Raw genomic sequence first — 22198 nt, 5'->3', positions numbered from 1 at the left:
TCACCAGCTCCACTCCATCACCCAGCGACGCCAAGGACGGCGTCAGAACGGACGGCAACACCATGACCGCACCAGCGCTCTCCGTGCAGCTCTACAGCATCAAGGAGCACCTCGACCAGGGCCTCGACGACGCCCTCGCCCGGCTCGCCGGCATGGGCCTGCGCGAGGTCGAAGCCTTCGACTTCGTCTCCCGCGCGCCCGAGCTCCGCGAGGCCTTCGACCGCCACGGTCTCGCCGCCCGCACCGGCCACGCGACCCTCCTCTCCGACGAGATCCGCTTCGGCGACCAGGTCATGCCGGTCGCCCCACAGGAGGAGGTGTTCGCGGCAGCGAAGGCCCTCGGCCTCGAGATCGTCATCGACGCGTTCGTGAGCCCCGACCGCTGGCTTGACGAAGCCGCCGTCGCCGACACGGCCGCCCGCCTCAACGCCGCAGCGGAGCGCGCCGCCGACCACGGTCTCCGCGTCGGCTACCACAACCACTCCCAGGAGTTCGTCGCATCGTTCGGCGGACGCAGCGCGTTCGAGGTCTTCGCCGACCAGCTGCGTGACGACGTCGCGCTCGAAGTCGACCTGTTCTGGGCGGCGACCGCCGGTCAGGACGTCCCCGCGCTGCTCGGCCGCCTCGGCGACCGCGTCCAGGCGCTCCACGTCAAGGACGGCCTGCTGCCCGCCGACCCGTTCGCACCGGGCGCCGCCCCCTTCGTGCCGACGAGTCTCGACCAGCGACCGTTCGGGCAGGGCGAGGTCCCGCTGCGTGAGTCCCTCGCCGCAGCGCCCTCGGCGCGGTTCGCGATCATCGAGTTCGACCACTACGGTGCCGGCGACATCTTCGACGGCATCCGGGCGAGCGTCGACGCGCTCGTCGCCGAACAGCTCGTCTCGACCGAAGCGGCGGTCCGCTGATGCCCGCGGCCGCGCAGGGCACGACGGCACGCGCACCGCAGGGCAGCGGCCCGGTCGGCGTCGGGTTCATCGGCACCGGCATGATCAGCGACACCTACCTCGAGCACCTCACCGCGTTCCCCGACGTCCGCGTCGTGATCCTCGGCGACCTCGACGTCGACCGCGCGCGGGCCCAGGCCGAGAAGTGGGGCGTCGGCGAGTGGGGGACCACCGACGACGTCCTCGCGCACCCGGACGTCGAGCTCGTCGTGAACCTCACGATCCCCGCCGTCCACGCGCAGGTCGCTTCGCAGGTGCTCGCCGCCGGGAAGCACGTGTGGACGGAGAAGCCGATCAGCGTCGACCGTGCGAGCGGGCTCGCGCTCCTCGAGCAGGCCGACGCCGCCGGACTCCTCGTCGGCATCGCGCCGGACACCGTCCTCGGCCCGGGCGTCCAGTCCGCGCGTCGCGCCATCGCCCGCGGTGACATCGGTCAGCCGCTCACCGCCCAGACCGTCATGCAGTACGCCGGCCCGGACATCTTCCACCCGAACCCGGAGTTCCTGTTCGCGAAGGGCGGCGGGCCGCTGTTCGACATGGGGCCGTACTACCTGACGACGCTCGTGCAGGTGTTCGGTTCGGTCGCCTCGGTGTCGGCAGCCGGCTCCCGTGGGCGTGCGACGCGGACGATCCAGCAGGGCGACCGCGTCGGCACCGAGTTCGCCGTCGAGGTGCCGACGCACGTCAGCGCCATCGCCCGCTTCGTGGACGGCGGCGTGAGCCAGAGCGTCTTCAGCTTCGAGTCGCCGCTCGCGAAGATGGGCGTCGTCGAGATCACCGGCACCGAGGGGACGCTCGTGATCCCCGACCCGAACATGTTCACGGGCGAGGTGCGGATCACCCGCGCCGCTCCCATCGAGCGGATGCAGCAGGACCCGGAGTGGGAGGTCGTGCCGACCGAGGGTGTCCTCGCCGGCCGCGGGACCGGGGTCCTCGACCTCGCCCGGGCGATCCGTTCCGGCGGCACGCCGCTCGCTTCGGGCGCCCTCGGCTACCACGTGCTCGACACGCTCGTCTCGATCGACGAGTCTGTGGTGTCCGGCCAGACCGTCGACGTGGCGAGCCGGGTCGCGCCGGTCCCGCTCGTCGCGGAGGACTGGGACCCGTTCGCCGCGACGCTCTGAGCGCTGTGAGCCGAGCCGGGCACCGCCGAACAGAACCGAGCAGCATCGGAGCAGGCTGAGCAAGCCCCCGGTGGTGTCCGTCGCCCCACGTACGCTGAGGCGATGGACACCACCGGCCGGAGCGCCGCCGAGCACCCCGATGAAGCGGCCCCTCGCCGGCGATGGATCCTCACCGGCCAGCTCGGCCCGGCGTTCGACGACGGCGGACCGATCCTGCTCATCGAATCGAAGTCCACCTTCACGAAGCGCCCGATGCACCGGGCGAAGGCGCACCTCTTCCTCTCGGCCATCCGACATCGAGCGGCGGAACTCGGCGACCGGGCGGAGTTCCACCAGGTCGACCGCTACGAGGAGGTCGTCGAGGTCGGCGCCGACCTGGAGGTGATCGACCCACCCTCGTGGACGGCTCGACGCTTCGTCCGTGAGCGCGGCCTCCGGGTGCTCCCGAGCCGCGGCTTCGTGACGTCGGAACCGGACTTCGCGGCCTGGGCGTCGACGCGGGACGGCAAGCGGCTCCTCCTGGAGGACTTCTACCGCACGGTGCGGGAGCGGACCGGGATCCTCATGCGCGGCGACCAGCCGGAGGGTGGCCGCTGGAACTACGACCACGACAACCGGAACCCGCCGCCGAAGGGTGCCGCCCGGCTCGGTCTGCCCGAACCGCTCTGGCCCGAGGAGGACGACATCGACGCGGAGGTCCGGGAGGACCTCGACCGGTGGCAGCGCGACGGACTGGTCCAGCTGGTCGGTGATGACGGGCCCCGACGCTTCGCGGCCACGGCGGCCGAGGCGGAGGCGGCGCTCGCGGACTTCATCGAGACGAGGCTCGGCGACTTCGGCCCGTTCGAGGACGCCATGCTCGGCGGTGACTGGACGATGGCGCACTCCCTGCTGAGCGTGCCGCTCAACCTCGGCCTGCTCGACCCGCGCGACGCCGTCGAGACCGTGGTCGCCGAGTACCACGCCGGTCGCGCACCGCTGTCGAGTGTCGAGGGCTTCACCCGCCAGATCATCGGCTGGCGCGACTACGTCTGGCATCTCTACTGGCACCTCGGCGAGCCGTACCGGACGAGTCACAACGCCCTCGGAGCACACGAGCCGCTCCCGCTCCAGTTCCGCGAACTCGACGCCACCGCCATCCAGTCCAACTGCCTCCGCGAGACGATCGACGGGATGCGTCGCCACGGTTGGGCGCATCACATCCAGCGGCTCATGGTGCTCGGCAACTGGGCCCTGCAGCACGGGTACGACCCGGTCGCACTCAACGACTGGTTCATCGACATGTTCGTCGACGGCACCCCCTGGGTGATGCCCGCGAACGTCATCGGCATGTCGCAGCACGCGGACGGCGGCATCGTCGCGACGAAGCCCTATGCCTCGGGCGGTGCGTACATCGACAAGATGTCCGACTACTGCGGTGGGTGCGTCTTCAATCCCAAGGTGCGGCTGGGCGAGGACGCCTGCCCGTTCACCGCCGGGTACTGGGCCTTCCTCGACCGCGTGGAACCGCGCATCCGGCACAACACCCGTATGGCGCAACCGCTGGCCGGGATGCGCCGACTGTCCGACCTGCGCGCCGTCGTCGACCAGGAGCACACCCGCGAACAGTGGTGATCGGAGCAGTCGTCCAGCCCTCGCGCGACCCCTCGACCGGTGGGGAACGCGTCGCTAGGCTCGGCACATGACGCCCAGTGATGCAGCATCCGACCCGCAGATCGCCGCACTCCAGGCTGCCGCCGCCCACGCACAGGCGGAGCTCGAAGCCGCCCAGGCGCAGGCGGCGCTCGCCGCAGCCAAAGTGAAGGCGGCCGAGGCGGCAGCGGCGCTCGCCGGGGCCGGGATCACGGCGTCGGGCGGGGCCACCGGAGCAGCGTCACCGGTCGAGCCGGTGGACCCCGGTTCCGCGAGTGATGCGCCGGCCGCCGAGGCCCCAGCAGACGTCCCAACCGACGACGCAGTCGGTGCCGACACCAGCACCGCCGGCACTGGCACTGCCGACACCAGCAGCTCCGACGAGCTCAGCGCCGACACCATCGGTCCGGGCCCGCTCGGCCTCGACGACGTGCTGAAGATCCGCGACGGTTACCTCGTGCACGGCCCGGCGCTCGAGATGGGCGCCCTGGTCAACGGGGAACCGCTGCCGGGGGTGCAGGTCCGCATCCCGCTCAGTGTCATGAACCGGCACGGACTCGTCGCCGGCGCCACCGGAACCGGGAAGACCCGCACGCTCCAGGGCCTCGTCGAGCAGCTCTCGGCCGCCGGCGTCCCCGTGTTCGCCGCGGACATCAAGGGTGACCTCTCGGGCATCGCGACCCCGGGGGAGTCGAACGAGAAGCTCCTCGACCGCACCCGCGGCATCGGTCAGGACTGGACGCCGGCCGCCACCCCGACGGAGTACTTCGCGCTCGGCGGCGTCGGCAAGGGCGTCCCGATCCGCGCCACCATCGCCGCCTTCGGCCCGCTGCTGCTGAGCAAGGTCCTCGGCCTCAACGCCACGCAGGAGTCCAGCCTCGGTCTCGTCTTCCACTACGCCGACAAGGCGGGCCTGCCGCTCCTCGACCTGAGCGACCTGCGCGCGGTCCTCACCTACCTCGCGAGCGACGACGGCAAGGGTGAGCTGCAGGAGCTCGGCGGGCTGTCGGGCGCCACCGTCGGGGTGATCCTGCGGGAGCTCATCACCTTCGCCGACCAGGGCGCCGACGTCTTCTTCGGCGAACCCGAGATCGACACCGCCGACTTCATCCGCCTCGACCCGAGCGGGAAGGGCATCGTCAGTCTGCTCGAGGTGCCGGGCGTCCAGAACCAGCCGGCCCTCTACTCGACGTTCCTCATGTGGTTGCTCGCCGACCTCTTCAACACCCTCCCCGAGGTGGGCGACCCCGAGAAGCCGAAGCTCGTGTTCTTCTTCGACGAGGCGCACCTGCTGTTCCGCGACGCGTCGAAGGACTTCCTCGCGCAGATCACGCAGACGGTCCGGCTCATCCGGTCGAAGGGTGTCGGCATCTTCTTCGTCACGCAGACGCCGAAGGACGTCCCGGGCGAGGTGCTCGCGCAGCTCGGTTCCCGCGTCCAGCACGCCCTCCGCGCCTTCACCCCGGACGACGCGAAGGCGCTCAAAGCGACGGTGTCGACCTACCCGACCTCCAGCTACGAGCTCGGCGAGGTCCTCACCTCACTCGGCACCGGTGAAGCGGTCGTCACCGTGATGAACGAGAAAGGGGCGCCGTCGCCGGTCGCGTGGACGAGACTGCGGGCGCCGCAGGGACTCATGTCGCCCAGTGCCGACACCGCGATCGACGCGGCGATCGCGGCGTCACCGTTGCTCGCGCGGTACGGAACGCCCGTCGACCGTGAGTCGGCGAGGGAGATCCTGACGGCGAAGCTCGAGGAGGCGAACCAGGCCGCGCTCGCCGCCGAGGCCGAACTCGAGCGGCAGCGCATCGCGGCGGAACTCGCGAAGCAGCAGGCCGCCGCCGACAAGGCCCAGGCCGCGGCGCAGAAGCAGGCCGACGCCGAGTACGAACGGTTGCTCCGGAAGACCGCCGGCACGACCCGCCGGACGTCGACGAGGTCGTCGTCGACGTCGTCGAAGAGTCCGCTCGAGGAGATCCTCGGGTCGAAGGCGACGCGGTCGATCCTCACCGGCGTCGTCGAGGGCATCTTCGGGACGCGTCGCCGCCGCTGAGCTGCCGCTCCGGTCTTCATGCGGTGTTCCGTTCCCCTGAGTGGTTCCCCGTTCCCTGAGCGGTTTCCCGTTTCCTGAGCGGTCTCCCGGTCCCTTGAGCGGTTTCCCGGTCCCTGGAGCGGTTTCCCGGTCCCTGAGCTTGTCGAAGGGCGCGAACCTACCGGAGGCCGTCCTCGGCGAGGCGACCGAGCTCGACGGTGGCCCGGGCGTCGTCGAGCAGCCCGTCCTGCAGCGACCACACGGCGGACAGCGCGGAGCGCGCGACCACCCACTCGAGGAGCGCGGTTCGCGACAGGCCGAGCGATCGACTCACCAGCCCCACCCGCTCGGCGAACAGCTGCGGGTTCCGCGCCGTCGCGGGATCGGGGTTGCTGAACAGCGCTGTGGCGTCGAAGGCGCGGTGGCCGACGATGCCCTTGGGATCGATCGCCCGCCAGTCGCCGGGTGCGAACTCCAGCAGGTTCAGGTGGTGGAGGTCGCCGTGCAGTACGACGACGTCGGCAGGCGTTGTGGTGTCGAGCAGCCGACCGGCGAGCTCCCGCCCACGCTCGAGGAACGCGGCGCTCGCTGGATCGCCGAGGAGGGTGCCGAGGGCGGATGCGTCGTCGGCGAGCAGCTCGCGGAACCACCGGCGGAGCGTGGGGAGTTCGGCGATGACATCACCGGCATCGGTCGGCGCCGGGGTGGGGATCGCCGCGTGCAGGGTGGCGAGCACGGAGCACAGGATCGCGACGGCTCCGAGGTCGTCACCTGCGCGGGTCAGTGCGGAGAGATCACGGCCGCCCGTCGCGCGTTCCAGGACGATCGCGTGGTCATCGCCCGCGAACACCGCTGCACACCCGGCGCCGTCCCACGCCGCGAGCAGCTGACCGCCGAGCGCCTCCTCGTGGACGAGCGGCACCTTGAGCATCGCCGGTCGACCGTGGTGCGTCACGGGGAGCAGCCGGCTCGACGGCGTCACGATGAGCTCGCCGTCGGGCACGAGTCGCCATTGCTCGACGGCCGCGTCGATGCCCCCTGGTCGCCATGTCACGGGACTCAGCCTAGGCAACCCGGTCAGACCGGTGCCTCGGTCGCGCCTCGATCGGTCCCTGAGCCTGTCGAAGGGCTCGCGGGTGGACACCGCCCTTCGACAGGCTCAGGGACCGGGGAGGGTGGGCTTCAGGCAGGGGATGGTGGGCTTCAGGGGCCGGAGGGTGGGGCTCAGGGACCGGGGAACGCCGGTTAGGCTGGCGCGGTGACCGACATCCGCGCGTACCGACCGTCCGACCGCGCCGCCGTGGCGGCGATCTGCATCCGAACGGGCGACTCGGGGGCGGACGCGACCGGACAGTTCAGCACGGACGACCTCCTGCCCGACATCTACGCCTTGCCCTACGTCGAGCACGAGCCCGAGTTGGCGCTGCTCGTCGACGCCGGTGCCGGCCCGATCGGGTACATCCTGGGCACGGCGGACACGACCGCCTTCGACCGCTGGTTCATCGAGCGCTGGTGGCCGACCGTCGAGGGGAAGTACGCGGCAGCCGTGGCCTCCGGAGCAGCCTCGGAGAGCGAACGCGGCATCGTCCGATCCGCGACCGATCGCGGCGGACTGGCCCCGGAACTCCTGGCGCAGTACCCGGCGCATCTGCACATCGACCTGCTGCCGGAGACGCAGGGGATGGGTGTCGGCAGACGGCTCATCGACGCGTTCTGCGAGCTCCTCGCGGAGCGCGGTGTCCCGGGCGTGCACCTCGGCGTCGGCGTCTCGAACACCGGGGCACAGCAGTTCTACCAGCGGACGGGCTTCACCCGGGTGGACGGCGACCCCGGGGCCCACTGGTACGCGAAGGCGCTCTGAGCCGAGAGGCATCCGCCCCCAGTTCGATCCCGTGCGGTGCGACGTCACCATCGCGCTCCATAACGGTGGCCGGGGCAGGCCGACTCAGCGAGAACAGTTCGGCTAGAGCAGTTCGGCGCGCGCCCAGCGCAGACGCTCGAGCGGGGTGAGCAGGTCGGGGTGGTCCTCGCGGAGGTCGTCGAGCGAGACCGGCTGGCGAGGTCGCTCCACCGGGCCGTCGTAGGCGGCGACGACGGCCGCGATGCTGTCCGTGCTCCATCGGTTGCTCCGCATGCGCAGGAGTGGGCGGTTCTCCGAGTCACAGACGAAGAACTGCGAGCTCGCTTGCAGCCCCCGACCTCGGAACTCGAAGAGCAGGCTGCGGCCGATCGCCTCCCGCGGAACGAACCGTTGCTGCCCGACGATGGGCTGCTCGATGAACCCGTCATGACACACGACGATGCGTTGTCGTCGAGACAGGACGGCGACGCCGAGCAGCACGACCATGCCGATGATGCCGAGCGTGATGACCCACGTGCGCTCGATGCTCGGGGTCGGGCCGACGAGCCAGAGTGAGACGCCCCACACGGGGAGGACGACGATTGCGGCGCTCAGGACGGCGCTCCAGAGCACGCGCGGATGCGGTCTGACCGTCACCGGTTCATCACCCCGTCGCACCACGCACTCACCCCCGCAGATCATCGTGGCCTGCTTTCAGTGGGTGGACAATCCGCCATCTGGGGGACAAGTAGGACGAATGCCCCACTCTTCGAGCCGGTCCGACCGGTTGCGCCGATACGCTTGACTTCTCCGTCCCGCGATGTGCAATATATTGCATGCCCGCTCCCGCTCAAGCCAACCCGCAGCGCCGAGCGCTCCTCCGCGACGACGTCTATCAGTCGCTCCGCAACGCGATCGTCGACGGGACGTTCACCCCGGGCGAGAAACTCGTCGACACCGAACTCGAACGCTGGCTCGGCGTGAGCCGCACGCCCATCCGCGAGGCCGTCCTGCGTCTCGCCCGGAGTGGGCTCGTCATTGCGAAACCCGGACGGTCGACCGTCGTCGCCCCGCTCGACAGCCGGGCGACGTTGCAGGCTCAGGCGGTCGCCGCCGCCATGCACGAACTCGCCGTCCGTGAGGCGGTGCCGCATCTGAGTGCGGCCGACCTCGATCGCATGCGCGCGGCGAACCGTGACTTCGCAGCCGCGCTGCAACGTGACGATGCCGATGCCGCGCTCGCAGCGGACGACGCCTTCCATGCCGTGGCCGTGGAGGTCGCCGGGAATCCGTTCATCCGTGATGCGCTCGAGGCGGTCACGCCGTTGCTGCGCCGGATCGAACGGTTGCGGTTCTCCTCGGTCGCCGCGCGCGGGTCGATCGCGCAGCACGACGCCGTCATCGAGCGCTGTGCGGAGGGGGACGTCGATGCGGCGGCCGCGCTCGTCCGAGGCAACTGGACGACCCTCGCCGACCTCGTCCTCGCGCACCTCGACGAGGACTGAGCAGCGCCCACCACCCGACCCGTTCCCCGACATCCCGCCGCACCACCGAGACCCAGGAGCCACCACATGTCCCTCAGCGACTTCTCCCGCTACCCGCTCACCTTCGGGCCGAGTCCCGTCCACGAACTCAACCGCCTCACCGCCCACCTCGGTGGCGCGACGATCTGGGCCAAGCGCGAGGACGTCAACAGCGGTCTCGCCTATGGCGGCAACAAGACCCGCAAGCTGGAGTACCTCATCCCCGACGCGATCGCGCAGGGTGCCGACACGCTCGTGTCGATCGGCGGCTACCAGTCCAACCACACGCGTCAGGTCGCGGCGGTCGCGGCGAAGCTCGGGATGCAGGCCGTCCTCGTGCAGGAGAACTGGGTGGACTGGCCCGACTCCGTGAACGACCGGGTCGGCAACATCATGCTGTCGCGGATCATGGGGGCCGAGGTCCGTCTCGATCCAGCGGGCTTCGGCATCGGCTTCAAGTCGAGCTGGGAACGAGCCCTCGACGACGTGCGCGAACGCGGCGGCACCCCGTACGCGATCCCGGCCGGGGCGTCGGACCACCGGCTCGGTGGTCTCGGCTTCGCGAACTGGGCCGCGGAGGTCGAGCAGCAGGAGCGTGAACTCGGGGTGTTCTTCGACACGATCGTCGTCTGCAGCGTCACCGGGTCCACGCACGCCGGCATGATCGCCGGGTTCGCCGGCCAGGACCGACCACGCCGGGTGATCGGCATCGACGCGTCGGCGAAGATCCAGGAGACCCGCGACCAGGTCGCACGCATCGCCCGCAACACGGCGGAGCTCATCGGCCTCGAGCGTGAGCTCCGCGACGACGAGATCACGGTGTTGGAGGGGTGGGCCGGCGACCTCTACGGGATCCCGGTCGAGTCGACGATGGAGGCGATCCGCCTGACCGGTCGGCTCGAGGGCGTCATCATCGACCCGGTCTACGAGGGGAAGTCGATGGCGGGACTCATCGACCTCGTGACGAGCGGTGACATCCCGGCGTCCAGCAACGTCCTCTACGCGCACCTCGGTGGGCAGCCGGCGATCAACGCCTACAGCGCCCTCTTCCGCGACTGAGCCGTTACCCGGTGTCCCGCCCGAGCGGGGTGCCGGCGCGGTGCGCTGAGCCGAGTCGCCGGAAACCGGTGCCGGCGCGGTGCGCTGACGCGAACCCGAGGGAACCGGCGTGAGCGCGGGTCAGGCGACCGAGCGCGCCCCTCCGGAGACCCGCGCCCACGTCGCTGACCCGCGCTCGCGCCAGCGCACCGCGCTGACCCACTACCAGGGTCGATGGTCGTGGTCCAGGGGCGGGCGGTCGCGAGCTGCGGTGCGAGACTTGGACCTCCACGACGCGAGGAGGTCGCATGCGCGCACCGATGGAACCCCGACACCAGACGCGGATCGCATGATCCGTCTGCAGTCCACCGCCTGGCCCACCAGCGGCACCTCCCTCGACCTCGGCGCCCTGCACGACGCGGCGTCAGGTGCGTTGGCGAGCATCGAGTCGCGTCTGGCGTTCACCTCCACAGCCGTGCGACTCGTCGGTCCGCTCGAGCAGCACACCGCCGGGCGGGTCTTCGCGGGACTCGGCGCGATCGCCGCGGTCGACGTCACACTCGCACGGGTCGTCGAACCGCACCTCGACGCACTCGCCATCCTGCATCAGGCCGACCTCGAACCGCCGGCCGTCTCCACCTGGGGGGTCTTCGCGGCCGAGGCGCCCGGGCTGCGTCTCGACGCGACCCTGGTCGACGACGCCTGGCAGCTGTCGGGCACCAAGCCGTGGTGCTCCCTCGCCTCCCATCTGAGCGACGCGCTCGTCACCGCCCATACCGCGCCGGGGGAGCGGCGGCTGTTCGCCGTCGCGCTCACCGACCCCGGGGTCGCGACCGACGACAGCGCGTGGCTCGCCCGCGGATTGCCGCTCGTCCCGAGTGGCCCGGTCGGCTTCGACGGGGTGCCCGCCTCTCCGGTCGGCGACGACGGGTGGTACCTGCGACGCCCCGGATTCTCCTGGGGCGGGATCGGCGTCGCCGCCTGCTGGTGGGGCGGCGCGGTCACGCTCGTCGCCCGCTTGCTCGCGGCGGCACGCACCCGACCCGACGCAGACCTCCTCCTCCGTACGCTCGGCGCCGCGGCCATCGACCTCTCGATCGCCGAGCAGGCGATCGCCGACGCGGCCCAGGCCATCGAGCACGGTCACGCCGATGACGTGGCCGGTCCGCGCCTCGCCCAGCGTGTGCGGTCGACGGTCCGCGGCCGGGTCGACGCCATCCGCGCCGGGGTGCTCGGAGCACTCGGCCCCGGCCCGCTCACCTCCGAACCCGCCTACCTCGCGCGGATGTCCGACCTCGAGCTCTACGTCCAGCAGGACCACGGCGACCGCGACCTCGCGCGCTACGGCCGCATGCTGGTGGAGGCTGACTGATGCCCGCCTTCGACCACCGCGACCCCGGCACGTCGGCAGCCGCCTGGGCGACTCGCTTGCACGAGCTCGACCTGCCCGTCTGGGACGGCTGGCGGCACGCCACGGGCGTCGTCGTCCTGTCGCCGCACCCCGACGACGAGTCACTCGGAGCCGGCGGGCTGATCGCGGCCGCCGCAGCCGCCGGGATCCCGGTCGAGGTCCTCCTCGTGACCCTCGGCGAGGGATCGCACCCCGACTCGCCGACCACCACGCCCGAGGAACTCGCCCCGCGCCGGGAGGCCGAGTTCATCGATGCCGTCGGTCGTCTCCACCCGACGGTCCGGTACGACGTCCTGCACATCCCGGACGGTGGCCTCGACGCCGAACGCGCGGGCATCGCGGGGCGACTGCGTGCAGCCGTCGCCACCGCCGGATCGCGACCGCTCATCGTCGCCCCCTGGCGCGGCGACGGGCACCGCGACCACCGGATCGCGGGCGAACTCGCCACGGCCCTCGCGACCGAGCTCGACCTCGCGCTCGTGGAGTTCCCCATCTGGCTCTGGCACTGGGCCGACACCGACGACGCGACCCTACCGTGGGCCGAGGCGCGGATCGTGCCGCTCGACGCGGCGGCGCACGGGGCGAAGATCGCCGCGATGGACGCCTACCCCTCGCAGACGGAGCCCCTCTCGGACGCGCCGGGCGACGAGGCGATCGTCGACCACCACCACCTGCAGCACTACGCGCGGCGGTTCGAGGTGCTCTTCCCGAACGGCCGTGCGCTGGGCCTCGCGGCGGGATCCGACACGGATGCAGGTGCGGCGGCGGACTCCGACACCGGCACCGCCGCCGGCACCGGCACGGACACCGTCGCGACGGCCGATGCGACCTCGCGCTCGAAGGAGTCGTTCGAGGACCACTACCGCGACCACCCCGACGGCTGGGACTTCGGGTCCTGGTACGAGGAGCGCAAACGTCGGGTCCTCCTCGCCGCCCTGCCGCGCCAGCGCTACGGCTCGGTGCTCGAACTCGGCTGCGCGACGGGTGTCCTGACGGAGCGGCTCGCGGACCGCAGCGACGACGTGCTCGGGGTCGACATCGCCGAAGCGCCCCTCGAGATCGCCCGCCGACGGGTGCCTGCCGCCCGGTTCGAACGCGGCACGCTCCCCGACGACTGGCCGAGTGGTGCCTTCGACCTCGTGGTGATGTCGGAGGTCGGCTACTACCTGTCGGCGACCGACCTCGACCGGGTGATCGACCGCCTCGTCGGCTCGCTCACGCCCGGCGGGAGCATCGTCGCGTGTCACTGGCGGCACCCGGACGACCACGCCACGACCTCGGCCGAGTTCGTCCATCGCCGCCTGCTCGAACGCTGGCCCGGCCGTCGGTCGATCCAGCACGTCGAGGACGACTTCCTGCTCGACGTCCTCGTGCCTGCCGATGAGGCGAGCATCGCTGCGGTGGACGGTCTGACGGGCTGATGCTGCGACGGATCGATGCCGTCGTGCCCGCGCACGACGAGGAGGAGCTGATCGGGGCATGCCTCGACGCGCTACTCGTCGCGCGTGCCGCCGTGCTGCGTCGTCGTCCCGAGCTGCAGGTGGGGATCGTCGTGGTGCTCGACGACTGCCGCGACGACACGGCGCGGATCGTGCGGGAGCGGTTGGCGGGCTTCGATCCTGACGAGATGGTCACCGTCGTCATCGACGAGCGCAGTGTCGGGGCGGCCCGACGGGCGGGTGTCGCGGCCGCAATGGGATCGGGTATTGGGGGATCGGGCGCTGCCGACGTCTCCGCGCGGTGGATCGCCAACACCGACGCCGACTCGCGCGTTCCGGAGGACTGGTTCTCCGTGCACGCCGATGCCTTCGACGACGGTGTCGACGTCCTCCTGGGGACCGTCCGTCCCGACTTCACGGACTTCTCCGAGGACGACGTGGAGCGGTGGTCGCTGACCCACCCGCCCGGACATCTGCCGGGCAACGTGCATGGGGCCAATCTGGGTGTCCGGGCCGATCGGCTCGACGAACTCGGCGGCTTCCGTGAGCTGCCCGAGCATGAGGACGTCGAGCTCGTCGAGCGCGCCCGGGCGGCGGGTCTCCGGGTCGTGCCGACGCTGGATGCGCCCGTCGAGACCTCGGGTCGGCGACGTGGCCGGACCCCGGGTGGCTACGCCGCGTTCCTCGCCGAGACCTACCCGCGATCCTGACGGTCCAGCGCGTCTGAACCCCCGGCCTGTGTCGACGGGTCGCGTGCATCCGTCTGTGGATCGACGATGACCTCGGTGACCTCGCCGAGGTCGAGCACCGGGTACCGGGAGACGGCTCCGACCTTCTCCTCGCTCGCGAGGACGTAGACGTCGGTGCTGCGCTCGGAGAGGGCGCGCTTCGTCGCGGCGTCGTCGAGGTCGCCGGTGGTGAGGCCGTGTTCGGGATGGAAGCCTGTGACGCCGAGGAAGCAGGCGTCGGCGCTCAGGTGACGGATGGCCTCTGCGGCGAGGGCGCCGCCCGCGACCATGGAGTGACGTCCGAGTTCGCCGCCGATCATGATGACGCGTGCCGGCGAGTGCTCCGCGACTGCGAGGGCGACCGCCGGGCTCGGGGTGATGACGGTGAGGGTCGGATCGTCCGGGAGGAGTCGCGCGAGCGCGAGCGCGGTGGTGCCGGCGTCGATGATGATGGTGCTGCCCGGTCGGATCCGCTCGGCGGCGATGCGGGCGACGCGCTCCTTGCTCGCCGTCCCGAGGGACAGTCGATCCCGGAACGGGCGGTCGGCCGCGGGGACCGGGAGTGCGCCGCCGTAGACGCGGACGCAGAGGCCGGCTTCGGCCAGCTCGCGGAGGTCTCGGCGGATCGAGTCCTCCGAGAGTCCGAGCGCAGCGGCGGCGTCCTTCGCGACGATGCGGCCGTCGCGGTCGAGGAGGTCGAGCAGGTGTGATCGTCGTTGTGCGCTCAACATGCGTGCTCCTTCATGATCTTGCACGATCGTGCACGCTTAACGCTACAGTGCTGGACATGACAACGCCACTCCTCATCCTCATCGCCGGCCCCTACCGCTCCGGGACCGGCGGTGATCCCGACGCCATCGCCCGCAACCTGGAACGACTCGAAGCCGCAGCGGCGCCCATCTTCGCGCTCGGTCACGTCCCGATGATCGGGGAGTGGGTCGCGCTGCCGATCCTGCGTGGGATCGACACCGCGTCGGGCGACGGCGACGTCATGTATGAGACGGCGAGGCGGTTGCTCCAGCACTGCGACGCCGTGCTCCGGTTGCCGGGGGAGTCGTCCGGTGCCGACACCGACGTCGCGATCGCCCGTGAGCGCGGGATCCCCGTGTACACCGACCTCTCGGAGATCCCGGCGCTCGAGGGCTGAGGTCGCTTGCCCGCGGCGTCCCGGCGCTCCGGCTAGGCTGACGCGCGTGCTCGACGACCTCCGGATCCGCCGCTACTGCGACACCGATGCGCGAGCGACCAGGTCCGTCTTCCAGCGCGCGGTCCGGGTGACCGCTGCCGCCCACTACACGGCCGAGCAGCTCGCCGCCTGGGTGCCCGACGACCCGCCGGGCGCCGTGCTGGACGACTGGGCCGCCCGACGTGCCGCGGTCACGACGTGGGTGGCCGAGCTTGACGACTCGGTGGTCGGATTCACCGACCTGGACGTCGAGACCGGCTACCTCGACATGCTGTTCGTCGATCCGGACGCGGGACGACGCGGCGTCGGGTCCGCGCTCATCCGTCAGGTGCTCGATGAAGCCCGAGTGGTGGGACTCCGGGAGGTGACCGTGCAGGCGAGTCGGACGGCGCAACCGGTGTTCGAGCGCCACGGCTTCATCGTGGTCCGCGAGCAGCGGGTCGAGCGTCGCGGGGTGCTCATCGAGAACGCGGTGATGCGGGTGCTCCTGGACGCCCCTGCGGGGTGATGCTCCCGGGACGGTCTGCGCACCAGGCGGGGTGTCGCCAGCGCGGTGCGCCGACCCGAGCGCGGTGGTGTGGGTGCCGGCGCGGTGCGCCGACGTGAGGTCGCTGCAATCGGCGTGAGCGCGGGTCATGGACGTGGGCGCGGCCCTCTGGAGACCCGCGCTCACGCGTGTGACCCGCACTCACGTCAGCGCACCGCGCTGGCAGTCCGTCAGACGTCGGCGAGTTGGGCGTCGGCACGCTCCGGGGAACCGGCTGCGAGGCCACGGTCGATGGCACGTCGCGAGCCGAGCCAGAGCAGGACACCGACCAGGAAGACGATGACCTCCGTCACGGTGAGCGACCAGACGATGCCACTGAGTCCGAACCACAGGTTGCCGAGGAGGACGATCGGGACGAACAGCACGCCCTGGGTGACCGCCATGACCGCCGCGGGGAGTGCTCGACCGGTCGCTTGGAAGAGCGAGGTGATGAGCCCGGTGAACCCGTTGGCGATCATCGCGGTGAGCTGCGCGACGAGGATCGTGACGCCGAGACCGAGGACGGCGGGGTCGGCGATGAACGCGGAGACGATCGGCTCACGCAGGACGAAGACGACACCGGCGAAGAGGACCGAGATCCCACCGACCGTGAGCGCCGAGGCGCGGAGAGCCGACCGGAGGCGCGCGCCGTCGCCCTTGCCGAACGCGTAGGCGAGCAGCGGGAGCACGCCGAAGGTGACGCCCATGACCAGGAACTCGGGCACCTGGGCGATCCGGACCGCGACGCCCATGGCCGCGAGTGGGGCGTCTCCGTAGGCCGCGGCCAGCGTGTTCAACACGAGCGCGGTGACGATGAGGAACCCCGACTGCAGGAGGGTGCTGACGCCGACGCCGAGGACCGGCTTGAGGATGGTCGGCGACAGCGTGAACCAGCGCGGTGCCAGGCTGACGTGCTCGCTGTTGCGCTGCAACCACGCCACGAAGTAGACGAGCACCCCGAGGTTCGCCAGGCCCATCGCGAGCGCTGCACCGGCGACGCCCCAGTCGAACCCGAGGATGAAGACGAGATCGAGGACGAGGTTCGCCACGGCCGACGCGATGAGGGCGATCATCACCTGACGGGCGGCACCCTCGGCCCGCACGAGCTGTTCCAGACAGAATGCGGTCGCCATGACGGGGACGAACGCGAGCATGACACCGATGAACGCCGAGGTCGCCGGGGCGGTGACCGCGTCCGCCCCGAGCAGTGACACGAGTGGGCCGAGGAACACGAGGCCGATCCCGCCCAGGACGGCGCCCGTCAGGAACGCGCCCCAGACGGAGAAGGAAGCGGCCCGTTTGATGTCCCCGGCCTGTGCCGGGTCGTGTTCGGAGGCGCCCAGGAGTCTGGAGGTGAGTGCGCCGCCACCGACGCCGAACAGGTCGCCGATGGCCATGATCAGTCCGAGGATCGGGGCTCCGAGCGTGATCGCGGCGAGCAGGGTGGTGTCGTGCAGTGAGCCGACGACGCCCGCGTTGATGAGGTTGTAGACGGCGCTGACGACCAGGGCCGCTGCCATCGGGACGCACAGGTGGATCAGTGCCCGGATGATCGGGGCGGTCGACAGGTACCAGCGGTTGCTCCCGACCGTGTCGGCTGCGGTCGACGGAGCGGTGGCCGTCGATGGTGCGGTGCCACTCGGGACGGGTGTTCCGGTTGTGGGATCGGTGTGGTGTTCGGGGTGCATGGCAGGCTCCGTTTCGGGCAGGTTCCGGGCGCGACGATGAGCGCCGGCGCGGCGAGGGTTCGATGATGAGGTGGTCGTCCGGCGGGGGGTGGGCGGAAAGGCTCAGCGGTCGTTCGGGCGCGACGGACAGCGCCGTCGTGGCGTTCGCGGTCGCCATCGTGTTCGGCGGTCGGTGAGTGACGCGGCGAGTGGTCTCGGCGCGTGGTCAGGGAGCTCGGGTTCCCCGAGCGGAGATCAGCGGGTCGGCTGTGGCAGGTGTGCCGTGAGCTTCGTGAGCAGAGCGTGCAGGGTGTCGCGTTCGCTCTGGTCCAGCGGGGTGAGGATGACGTCGTCGGCCTCGGCCATCGCGGTCTCGAACCCGGCGATGAGGTCGGTGCCGAGCGCGGTGGCGTAGACGCGCTTGGTGCGCGCGTTCCCGTCCTCCGTGCGGCGTTCGACGAGGTCTCGACGTTCGAGTCCCTGCAGGAGGCTCGAGACGCTGGCGGCGCTCGTCCGGCTCACCTCGGCGATGTCGCGTTGGCTCGATCCTGGATGCCGGACGAGGTGGCCGAGGACGAAGGCCTGTTCGTGACTGAGCTCGCGGGCTCGGATCCAGTCCTCGCCGGCCTTGCGCTGTGCCCACCCGATCCAGCGGACCAGTTCGAGTGTGCTGCTGAGGGTGGGGGTCTCGTCGTCCATGGTTAGAACGCTAACGCTTCGAGTTCTAACTGTCAACCCTCGAATGATCAGAGCGCGGAGAGCACCGCGCCGACGTGAGATGTGCGGACTCGGTGCCAGCGCGGTGCGCTGGCACGAAACCGACCAGTTCGGCGTGGGCGCGGGTCGTAGCCCTGAGCGCGCCCCTCCGGAGACCCGCGCTCACGCGTGTGACCCGCGCTCACGTCAGCGCACCGCGCTGGCGCCACGGGGACACGTCGCCGGGGTGCTCCGGAAACGCAGAACGCCCCGCGGCGGGCGGGGCGTTCTGTGAAGCTGGCGGAGAATGGGGGATTCGAACCCCCGAGGGCGTTAACCCAACACGCTTTCCAAGCGTGCGCCATAGGCCACTAGGCGAATTCTCCATGGCTGTTTGTGAAAAACGGCCAGATAGCAGCATACCTGGTTCCCGGACCGCCGCGCGCCACCCGGCCCCGCCGCCGCGCTCCGAGCCCGGCCGAGCACGAACGCCCACGGTCGGAGACATCGGCACGAACCGCCGCACGCGTCAGCTCGCGGCAGGCGGCCGCCAGTCCACCGGTTGGTCGCGCCGCAGCACGAGCGACCGGGGGAGGACGGCCGCGAGGACGCGTTCGAGCGGTTGACTCGCCGACCGCAGGGCCGACTTCGCCTCAGCCAACGCCGCGTCGACGGAACCGGCGCTCGCCGCACCAGCAGCGCTCGCCGCATAGCTCTCCCGCTCGACCGCCGCCACGAGTCGGTCGACGGCCGGCGACTCGATCCGGAACTGTCCGCGCAACCTCGATGCGAACCCGCGTGGTGACTCCGCCGACGTCACGGGGAAGCCGAGGTCGCGGGCGGTGTCGAGGAACTCCGCCCAGGCCCAGCCGGCCGAGGTCCCCTCGGTCAGCGCACGCCGACGCCCGGCCGCACGCCGGAGTCCCCGGGCGATCGACGGGGTGGCGAGCAGCACCAGCGCGCCGAGCAGGATCGCGAGCGGGACGAGGGCGGCGGTGAAGGCCCCACCGGACTGGGTCGAGGTCGGTCCGCCGAGCGCGTCCGCAGTGGGGGTGGGCGTCGACGCCGCGGTCGGAGCCGGACGGCTGTCGGGACTCACCGATCCGCTGCCGGGCGTCGCCGTGCTCGCGTCGCTGAACTGCGTCACGACCCCACGGCTGGCCGTCGGCTCGAACGGCACCCAGCCCACACCCTCGAAGTACAGCTCCGGCCAGGCGTGCAACTGGTCCGAGGTGACGATGTAGGTGTCGCGGTTCGCCGGGGTGTTGTCGATCGTCGTGCCCGGCAGGTACCCGATGGCGATCCGCGCGGGGATGCCGAGGACGCGCGACATCACGGCCATCGCGGACGAGAAGTGGATGCAGTAGCCGGCCTTGCGCTCCAGGAACGTCGCGATGACTTCGGCTCCGCTGCCGTCGAAGCCCTCCTCGACGGGTGCCGACTCCGAGTACTCGAAGGTGCTGCGGAAGTAGCGCTGCAAGGCGATCGCGCGGTCGTAGTCGGTGGAGGCGGTCGCCGTGACGTCCGCAGCGGTGTCACGGATGATCTGCGGCAGGTCGTCGGGCAGCTCGAGATACGGGGCGGCGGACGCCGGGTCGGCGACCGGCGGGACGTCGCGCATCTGCTGCGCGGTCGGCAGGATCGCGGTGCTCGTCGCCGTGTACGTCTGCCCGCGGGTGGATCCACGCTCCGCCATCGCCGTCAGCCCGGCGGCCTCGAACCGCCAGTCGCCGCGGAGCCCGTCGACCTTCTGCGTCGGGTACGGCAGCGGGAGCCACGGGCTCGACAGCGAGTCCACCGTGACCGTCGTCTCGAAGGTCTCGACCGGGATCGCCTCGCTGAGCCCGGCCGGCGCGGGGAAGGCGTCGAGCGTGTTGCCGTCGTTGTAGCCCGAATTGTCCGGTCCCCAGACCGTACCCGTGAAGTCGCTGAGGTCGGTGACCTTGAGGTAGGGGGCGTCGTCGGCGGTGGTCGTGTATTCGAGTGCAGTCGTGTTCGCGGGGCGCCGCAGACTCTGGCCGAGCGAGATGAGCGGGTTGATGCCGTTCACGAACGGACCGCTGCCACGGGCGCCGGCGGTCACGTCCCGGACGGCGAGGTCGGGCAGCACGGCCGGTGTGAGGAGGGCGACGACCACGGCCACGGCACTGACCAGGACGGCCGGGCCGAGGCCTCCGAAGCGACCGGCACCGGTCATCGCCGACGGGCCGGCGCCGCGTCCATCGCCGGCGGCCCGAGCCGAGGCGAGCGCTCGCAGCAGCTCCCGGCGCCGGACGTCCTCACGGAGCAGCCAGAGGAAGGAGAGTGCGACGAACGCGAACACCCACGGATCCAGGGGGAACGACACGGCGACGGTCGGCCCGGCGTACACGGCGAAGACCAGGACGGCCGCGAGCACCGGTGCGTGGCGGCCGAGCACGAGCCAGGCGACCGCCAGCGCGACGAGGCCGCCGCCGGCGGCCATGACGAAGACCACGCCAGCGTCGGTGTCGAGCGGGGCCGAGCCGTCGTGGAAGGTCTGGAACCCGGCGTCACGCAACCGTTCGAAGGCGCCGAGCGTCGTCGGGGTCGGGACGATGCCGATGATCGCCGTCTCACTGGCGAAGAACAGCGTGATCGTCAGCAGCCATGCGACGCCGGCGCCGAGCCACACGAACACCGCCGGCAGTCTCGTGCGCCGGAGGAGGATCGCCGTGGCGAGGACGATCGCGATGACGAGATTCGTGACGAACCACCAGTCGAGCGCGTCGAGCACCCGCCCGAATCCGAGGCCACCCGTCGCGAGGAGGAGGAAGGCGGCGAGGCCCAGACGCAGGTCGCCGACGTTCGCGGTGTCGCGTGGGTCGTCCCGGCGCCCGCCGGCGCTTCCCGACCACGACCCGCCGCTGGTTCCGCCACGGGACGGGCGTCGGGGGTTCGACGAGCCGGCACCAGGACGGACGTCCGAGGGCACCCCTCCGCGAGACGGCACACGGCCACGGGCGGCGGCCGCCGCGCGGCGTTCCTCAGCGACGGACATTCGCACCTCCGGCACCCCGGCGGCCGCCCTGGCCGCCCCGACCACCACGGCCGGCCGACTGCGGAGCCAGCGTGGTGGTCGCCGGACCGCTCGTGCCGGACCACAGCGCCTGGAACGATGCGCCGCGCTCGCCGACGTGGCAGCGCCAGCCGGCCGACTCCAGGAGCTCGATGGACCGACGCCGGGCGCCGGCTGGGAGGAGTGCGACGGGGAGCGGCGAGAGGTGCGCGACGGCGGTCAGCTCGCCGAGGTCGCCCTCCTCCACATCGCCGAGGATCGCGATGACCGGTTGCGACCGGCGCGCGGCGATGACGGGTGAGAGGTCGAGGAACCGATCGGGCCGGACCGACGGACGCAGGAGGGCCAGGTCGAGCAGGGCGCCGTCCAGGTCGTCCTCCTCGAGGTGCTGCCCGCCGCGGGCGAGCGCGTCGCCCATGTCGCCGACGGGGCTGGACCGTAGGCCACCGGCCGCGGATCTCGCACTGATCTCCCGGGAGAGCTCCTCGGTGCCGGCACCGACCAGGTTGACCCGGTAGTCGGCGTCGACGAGGTGGGCGGTGATCGAGGCCGCCAGCGACACGGCCTGCTCGAACGCCGGCAGGTACGACGGATCGTCGTCGGGCCAGGCCCAGTGGGCTGCGGCGGTGTCGAGGAGGACAGTCGCCTCGGGGTCGTTGCGCTGCTCCTCCTGCCGCACCATCAGTTCACCGTGGTGCGCGCTCGCCCGCCAGTGCAGTCGGCGGATCGCGTCCCCCGGCAGGTAGGGACGGGCGATGATGTCGTCCTCGCCGGCGCCGACATGCAGCGACGACGGGCGCGTCGAACCGTCGCGGCTGGCCGTGAGTGCGGGGATCTCCGGCAGAACCACGACCTCCGGCAGGACGACGACCGCATGCGTCCCGCCCACGTCGCGACGACGGACGACGAGTCCGAACGGGTCGCTCACGGTCAGCCCGAGCGGGCCGAGGTCGTGCTCCCCGCGTCGCAGCGCCGTCACGGTGTACTCGGCCGTTCTACGGCGCGATCCGATGCCCGCGACGCCGGTACTCGGCAGGGTGCCTTCGGCGCTGCCGGCGAGCCCCGCCGGCACGCGGTCCTTCCACTCCGTGTGGACGTGGGGGAGCGCGCTCGTCTCGGCGATCGTGACCTCGACGGAGATCCGGCCGCCGACCGCGACGAGGTGGGGTCGGGTGGTGCGATCGACCCGGAGCGACGGTCGCTCGAGGTAGACCGCGCCGAAGCTGGCGGCGACGAGCGCGACGAGCAGGCCGGCCGCTGCGAGCAACTCCGGCGAGCCGATCCCGCGCGCGAAGATCAGGCACACGCCGGCCGCGATGAGCACGCCGACCGCGCGTCTCGTCAACGGCACGCGACGCTTCATGGGCTCAGGACC

General features: G+C 71.5%; 19 protein-coding genes and 1 tRNA gene. 12 read left to right on the top strand and 8 right to left on the bottom strand.

Features of this window, described 5'->3' with window-relative positions:
• Nucleotides 1–62: 62 nt before the first annotated feature.
• The 4 genes from ACLIME_RS10000 to ACLIME_RS09985 all read left to right on the top strand — a co-directional run bounded on the left by ACLIME_RS10000 (nt 63) and on the right by ACLIME_RS09985 (nt 5753).
• Entirely contained in the window at nt 63–905 is an 843-nt protein-coding gene (locus ACLIME_RS10000; RefSeq protein ID WP_411556820.1) for a sugar phosphate isomerase/epimerase family protein, read from the top strand.
• Nucleotides 905–2068, top strand: a complete 1164-nt coding sequence (locus tag ACLIME_RS09995) for a Gfo/Idh/MocA family protein (RefSeq protein WP_079706796.1) — start codon at nt 905–907, stop codon at nt 2066–2068. Before ACLIME_RS10000 ends, ACLIME_RS09995 begins: the two co-directional genes overlap by 1 nt.
• 102 nt (nt 2069–2170) lie before the next feature.
• A complete protein-coding gene (locus tag ACLIME_RS09990; protein ID WP_411556819.1) occupies nt 2171–3682 on the top strand; it encodes a cryptochrome/photolyase family protein in 1512 nt (503 codons plus the stop codon).
• 67 nt (nt 3683–3749) lie between these two features.
• A complete protein-coding gene (locus tag ACLIME_RS09985) occupies nt 3750–5753 on the top strand; it encodes a helicase HerA-like domain-containing protein (protein ID WP_411556818.1) in 2004 nt (667 codons plus the stop codon).
• Nucleotides 5754–5910: 157 nt separating this feature from the next.
• Here ACLIME_RS09985 and ACLIME_RS09980 read toward each other — a convergent pair whose 3' ends face one another.
• The gene (locus ACLIME_RS09980) at nt 5911–6786 is read right to left on the bottom strand and encodes an aminoglycoside phosphotransferase family protein (RefSeq protein WP_411556817.1); all 876 of its coding nucleotides are present in this window, start codon (nt 6784–6786) and stop codon (nt 5911–5913) included.
• Nucleotides 6787–6990: 204 nt separating this feature from the next.
• On the opposite strand from ACLIME_RS09980, the gene ACLIME_RS09975 reads away from it, so the two are divergent.
• Nucleotides 6991–7593: a GNAT family N-acetyltransferase gene (locus tag ACLIME_RS09975; protein WP_411556816.1), complete on the top strand. Its 603-nt coding sequence runs from the start codon at nt 6991–6993 to the stop codon at nt 7591–7593.
• A 102-nt stretch (nt 7594–7695) separates the two neighbouring features.
• Here the strand turns inward: ACLIME_RS09975 and ACLIME_RS09970 are convergent, their stop codons facing one another.
• Nucleotides 7696–8229, bottom strand: a complete 534-nt coding sequence (locus tag ACLIME_RS09970; RefSeq protein WP_411556815.1) for a hypothetical protein — start codon at nt 8227–8229, stop codon at nt 7696–7698.
• A 179-nt stretch (nt 8230–8408) separates the two neighbouring features.
• On the opposite strand from ACLIME_RS09970, the gene ACLIME_RS09965 reads away from it, so the two are divergent.
• From ACLIME_RS09965 to ACLIME_RS09945, 5 genes are all read left to right on the top strand, one after another.
• Nucleotides 8409–9077 (top strand): GntR family transcriptional regulator, encoded by a 669-nt coding sequence (locus tag ACLIME_RS09965; RefSeq protein ID WP_079706801.1) that lies wholly within the window; start codon nt 8409–8411, stop codon nt 9075–9077.
• A gap of 66 nt (nt 9078–9143) precedes the next feature.
• Entirely contained in the window at nt 9144–10154 is a 1011-nt protein-coding gene (locus ACLIME_RS09960; RefSeq protein ID WP_079706802.1) for a 1-aminocyclopropane-1-carboxylate deaminase, read from the top strand.
• A 328-nt stretch (nt 10155–10482) separates the two neighbouring features.
• Nucleotides 10483–11505 (top strand): acyl-CoA dehydrogenase, encoded by a 1023-nt coding sequence (locus ACLIME_RS09955; protein WP_411556814.1) that lies wholly within the window; start codon nt 10483–10485, stop codon nt 11503–11505.
• The gene (locus tag ACLIME_RS09950) at nt 11505–12965 is read left to right on the top strand and encodes a PIG-L family deacetylase (protein ID WP_411556813.1); all 1461 of its coding nucleotides are present in this window, start codon (nt 11505–11507) and stop codon (nt 12963–12965) included. The genes ACLIME_RS09955 and ACLIME_RS09950 overlap by 1 nt, the downstream gene beginning before the upstream one ends.
• Nucleotides 12965–13693 carry a glycosyltransferase gene (locus ACLIME_RS09945; RefSeq protein WP_411556812.1) on the top strand — a complete coding sequence of 243 codons (729 nt, stop codon included), beginning with the start codon at nt 12965–12967 and terminating at the stop codon, nt 13691–13693. Before ACLIME_RS09950 ends, ACLIME_RS09945 begins: the two co-directional genes overlap by 1 nt.
• Here ACLIME_RS09945 and ACLIME_RS09940 read toward each other — a convergent pair.
• The gene (locus ACLIME_RS09940; protein ID WP_411556811.1) at nt 13678–14442 is read right to left on the bottom strand and encodes a DeoR/GlpR family DNA-binding transcription regulator; all 765 of its coding nucleotides are present in this window, start codon (nt 14440–14442) and stop codon (nt 13678–13680) included. The two genes, ACLIME_RS09945 and ACLIME_RS09940, sit on opposite strands and share 16 nt — an antisense overlap.
• Nucleotides 14443–14498: 56 nt before the next feature.
• Between ACLIME_RS09940 and ACLIME_RS09935 the strand changes: the two genes are divergently transcribed.
• The gene (locus ACLIME_RS09935; protein WP_411556810.1) at nt 14499–14858 is read left to right on the top strand and encodes a DUF4406 domain-containing protein; all 360 of its coding nucleotides are present in this window, start codon (nt 14499–14501) and stop codon (nt 14856–14858) included.
• 46 nt (nt 14859–14904) lie between these two features.
• Entirely contained in the window at nt 14905–15405 is a 501-nt protein-coding gene (locus tag ACLIME_RS09930) for a GNAT family N-acetyltransferase (protein WP_411556809.1), read from the top strand.
• Nucleotides 15406–15614: 209 nt separating this feature from the next.
• Here ACLIME_RS09930 and ACLIME_RS09925 read toward each other — a convergent pair whose 3' ends face one another.
• The 5 genes from ACLIME_RS09925 to ACLIME_RS09905 form a co-directional block, all read right to left on the bottom strand.
• Nucleotides 15615–17111, bottom strand: coding sequence for an MATE family efflux transporter (locus ACLIME_RS09925; RefSeq protein WP_411556808.1), 1497 nt, complete (start codon nt 17109–17111; stop codon nt 15615–15617).
• A 234-nt stretch (nt 17112–17345) separates the two neighbouring features.
• The gene (locus ACLIME_RS09920) at nt 17346–17789 is read right to left on the bottom strand and encodes a MarR family winged helix-turn-helix transcriptional regulator (RefSeq protein ID WP_411556807.1); all 444 of its coding nucleotides are present in this window, start codon (nt 17787–17789) and stop codon (nt 17346–17348) included.
• Between the two features lie 295 nt (nt 17790–18084).
• Nucleotides 18085–18172, bottom strand: a tRNA-Ser gene (locus ACLIME_RS09915).
• Nucleotides 18173–18315: 143 nt separating this feature from the next.
• Nucleotides 18316–20805, bottom strand: coding sequence for a transglutaminaseTgpA domain-containing protein (locus ACLIME_RS09910; RefSeq protein ID WP_411556806.1), 2490 nt, complete (start codon nt 20803–20805; stop codon nt 18316–18318).
• Complete coding sequence (locus tag ACLIME_RS09905) at nt 20792–22186, bottom strand: DUF58 domain-containing protein (RefSeq protein ID WP_411556805.1); 1395 nt, start codon at nt 22184–22186, stop codon at nt 20792–20794. The genes ACLIME_RS09910 and ACLIME_RS09905 overlap by 14 nt, the downstream gene beginning before the upstream one ends.
• Nucleotides 22187–22198: the final 12 nt, after the last annotated feature.

Source organism: Plantibacter sp. MPB07, assembly GCF_046619465.1.
GTDB classification, from domain to species: Bacteria; Actinomycetota; Actinomycetes; order Actinomycetales; family Microbacteriaceae; genus Plantibacter; species Plantibacter auratus.
Note: the sequence above shows the minus strand (reverse complement) of the source record. Positions and strands in the feature narration are given on the sequence as shown.

Coding starts and splice junctions, on each gene's coding strand:
- ACLIME_RS09905 (WP_411556805.1), bottom strand. CDS start 22,186: ATGAAGCGTCGCGTGCCGTTGACGAGACGCGCGGTCGGCGTGCTCATC.
- ACLIME_RS09940 (WP_411556811.1), bottom strand. CDS start 14,442: ATGTTGAGCGCACAACGACGATCACACCTGCTCGACCTCCTCGACCGC.
- ACLIME_RS10000 (WP_411556820.1), top strand. CDS start 63: ATGACCGCACCAGCGCTCTCCGTGCAGCTCTACAGCATCAAGGAGCAC.
- ACLIME_RS09910 (WP_411556806.1), bottom strand. CDS start 20,805: ATGTCCGTCGCTGAGGAACGCCGCGCGGCGGCCGCCGCCCGTGGCCGT.
- ACLIME_RS09935 (WP_411556810.1), top strand. CDS start 14,499: ATGACAACGCCACTCCTCATCCTCATCGCCGGCCCCTACCGCTCCGGG.
- ACLIME_RS09925 (WP_411556808.1), bottom strand. CDS start 17,111: ATGCACCCCGAACACCACACCGATCCCACAACCGGAACACCCGTCCCG.
- ACLIME_RS09985 (WP_411556818.1), top strand. CDS start 3,750: ATGACGCCCAGTGATGCAGCATCCGACCCGCAGATCGCCGCACTCCAG.
- ACLIME_RS09965 (WP_079706801.1), top strand. CDS start 8,409: ATGCCCGCTCCCGCTCAAGCCAACCCGCAGCGCCGAGCGCTCCTCCGC.
- ACLIME_RS09990 (WP_411556819.1), top strand. CDS start 2,171: ATGGACACCACCGGCCGGAGCGCCGCCGAGCACCCCGATGAAGCGGCC.
- ACLIME_RS09960 (WP_079706802.1), top strand. CDS start 9,144: ATGTCCCTCAGCGACTTCTCCCGCTACCCGCTCACCTTCGGGCCGAGT.
- ACLIME_RS09945 (WP_411556812.1), top strand. CDS start 12,965: ATGCTGCGACGGATCGATGCCGTCGTGCCCGCGCACGACGAGGAGGAG.
- ACLIME_RS09995 (WP_079706796.1), top strand. CDS start 905: ATGCCCGCGGCCGCGCAGGGCACGACGGCACGCGCACCGCAGGGCAGC.
- ACLIME_RS09955 (WP_411556814.1), top strand. CDS start 10,483: ATGATCCGTCTGCAGTCCACCGCCTGGCCCACCAGCGGCACCTCCCTC.
- ACLIME_RS09920 (WP_411556807.1), bottom strand. CDS start 17,789: ATGGACGACGAGACCCCCACCCTCAGCAGCACACTCGAACTGGTCCGC.
- ACLIME_RS09950 (WP_411556813.1), top strand. CDS start 11,505: ATGCCCGCCTTCGACCACCGCGACCCCGGCACGTCGGCAGCCGCCTGG.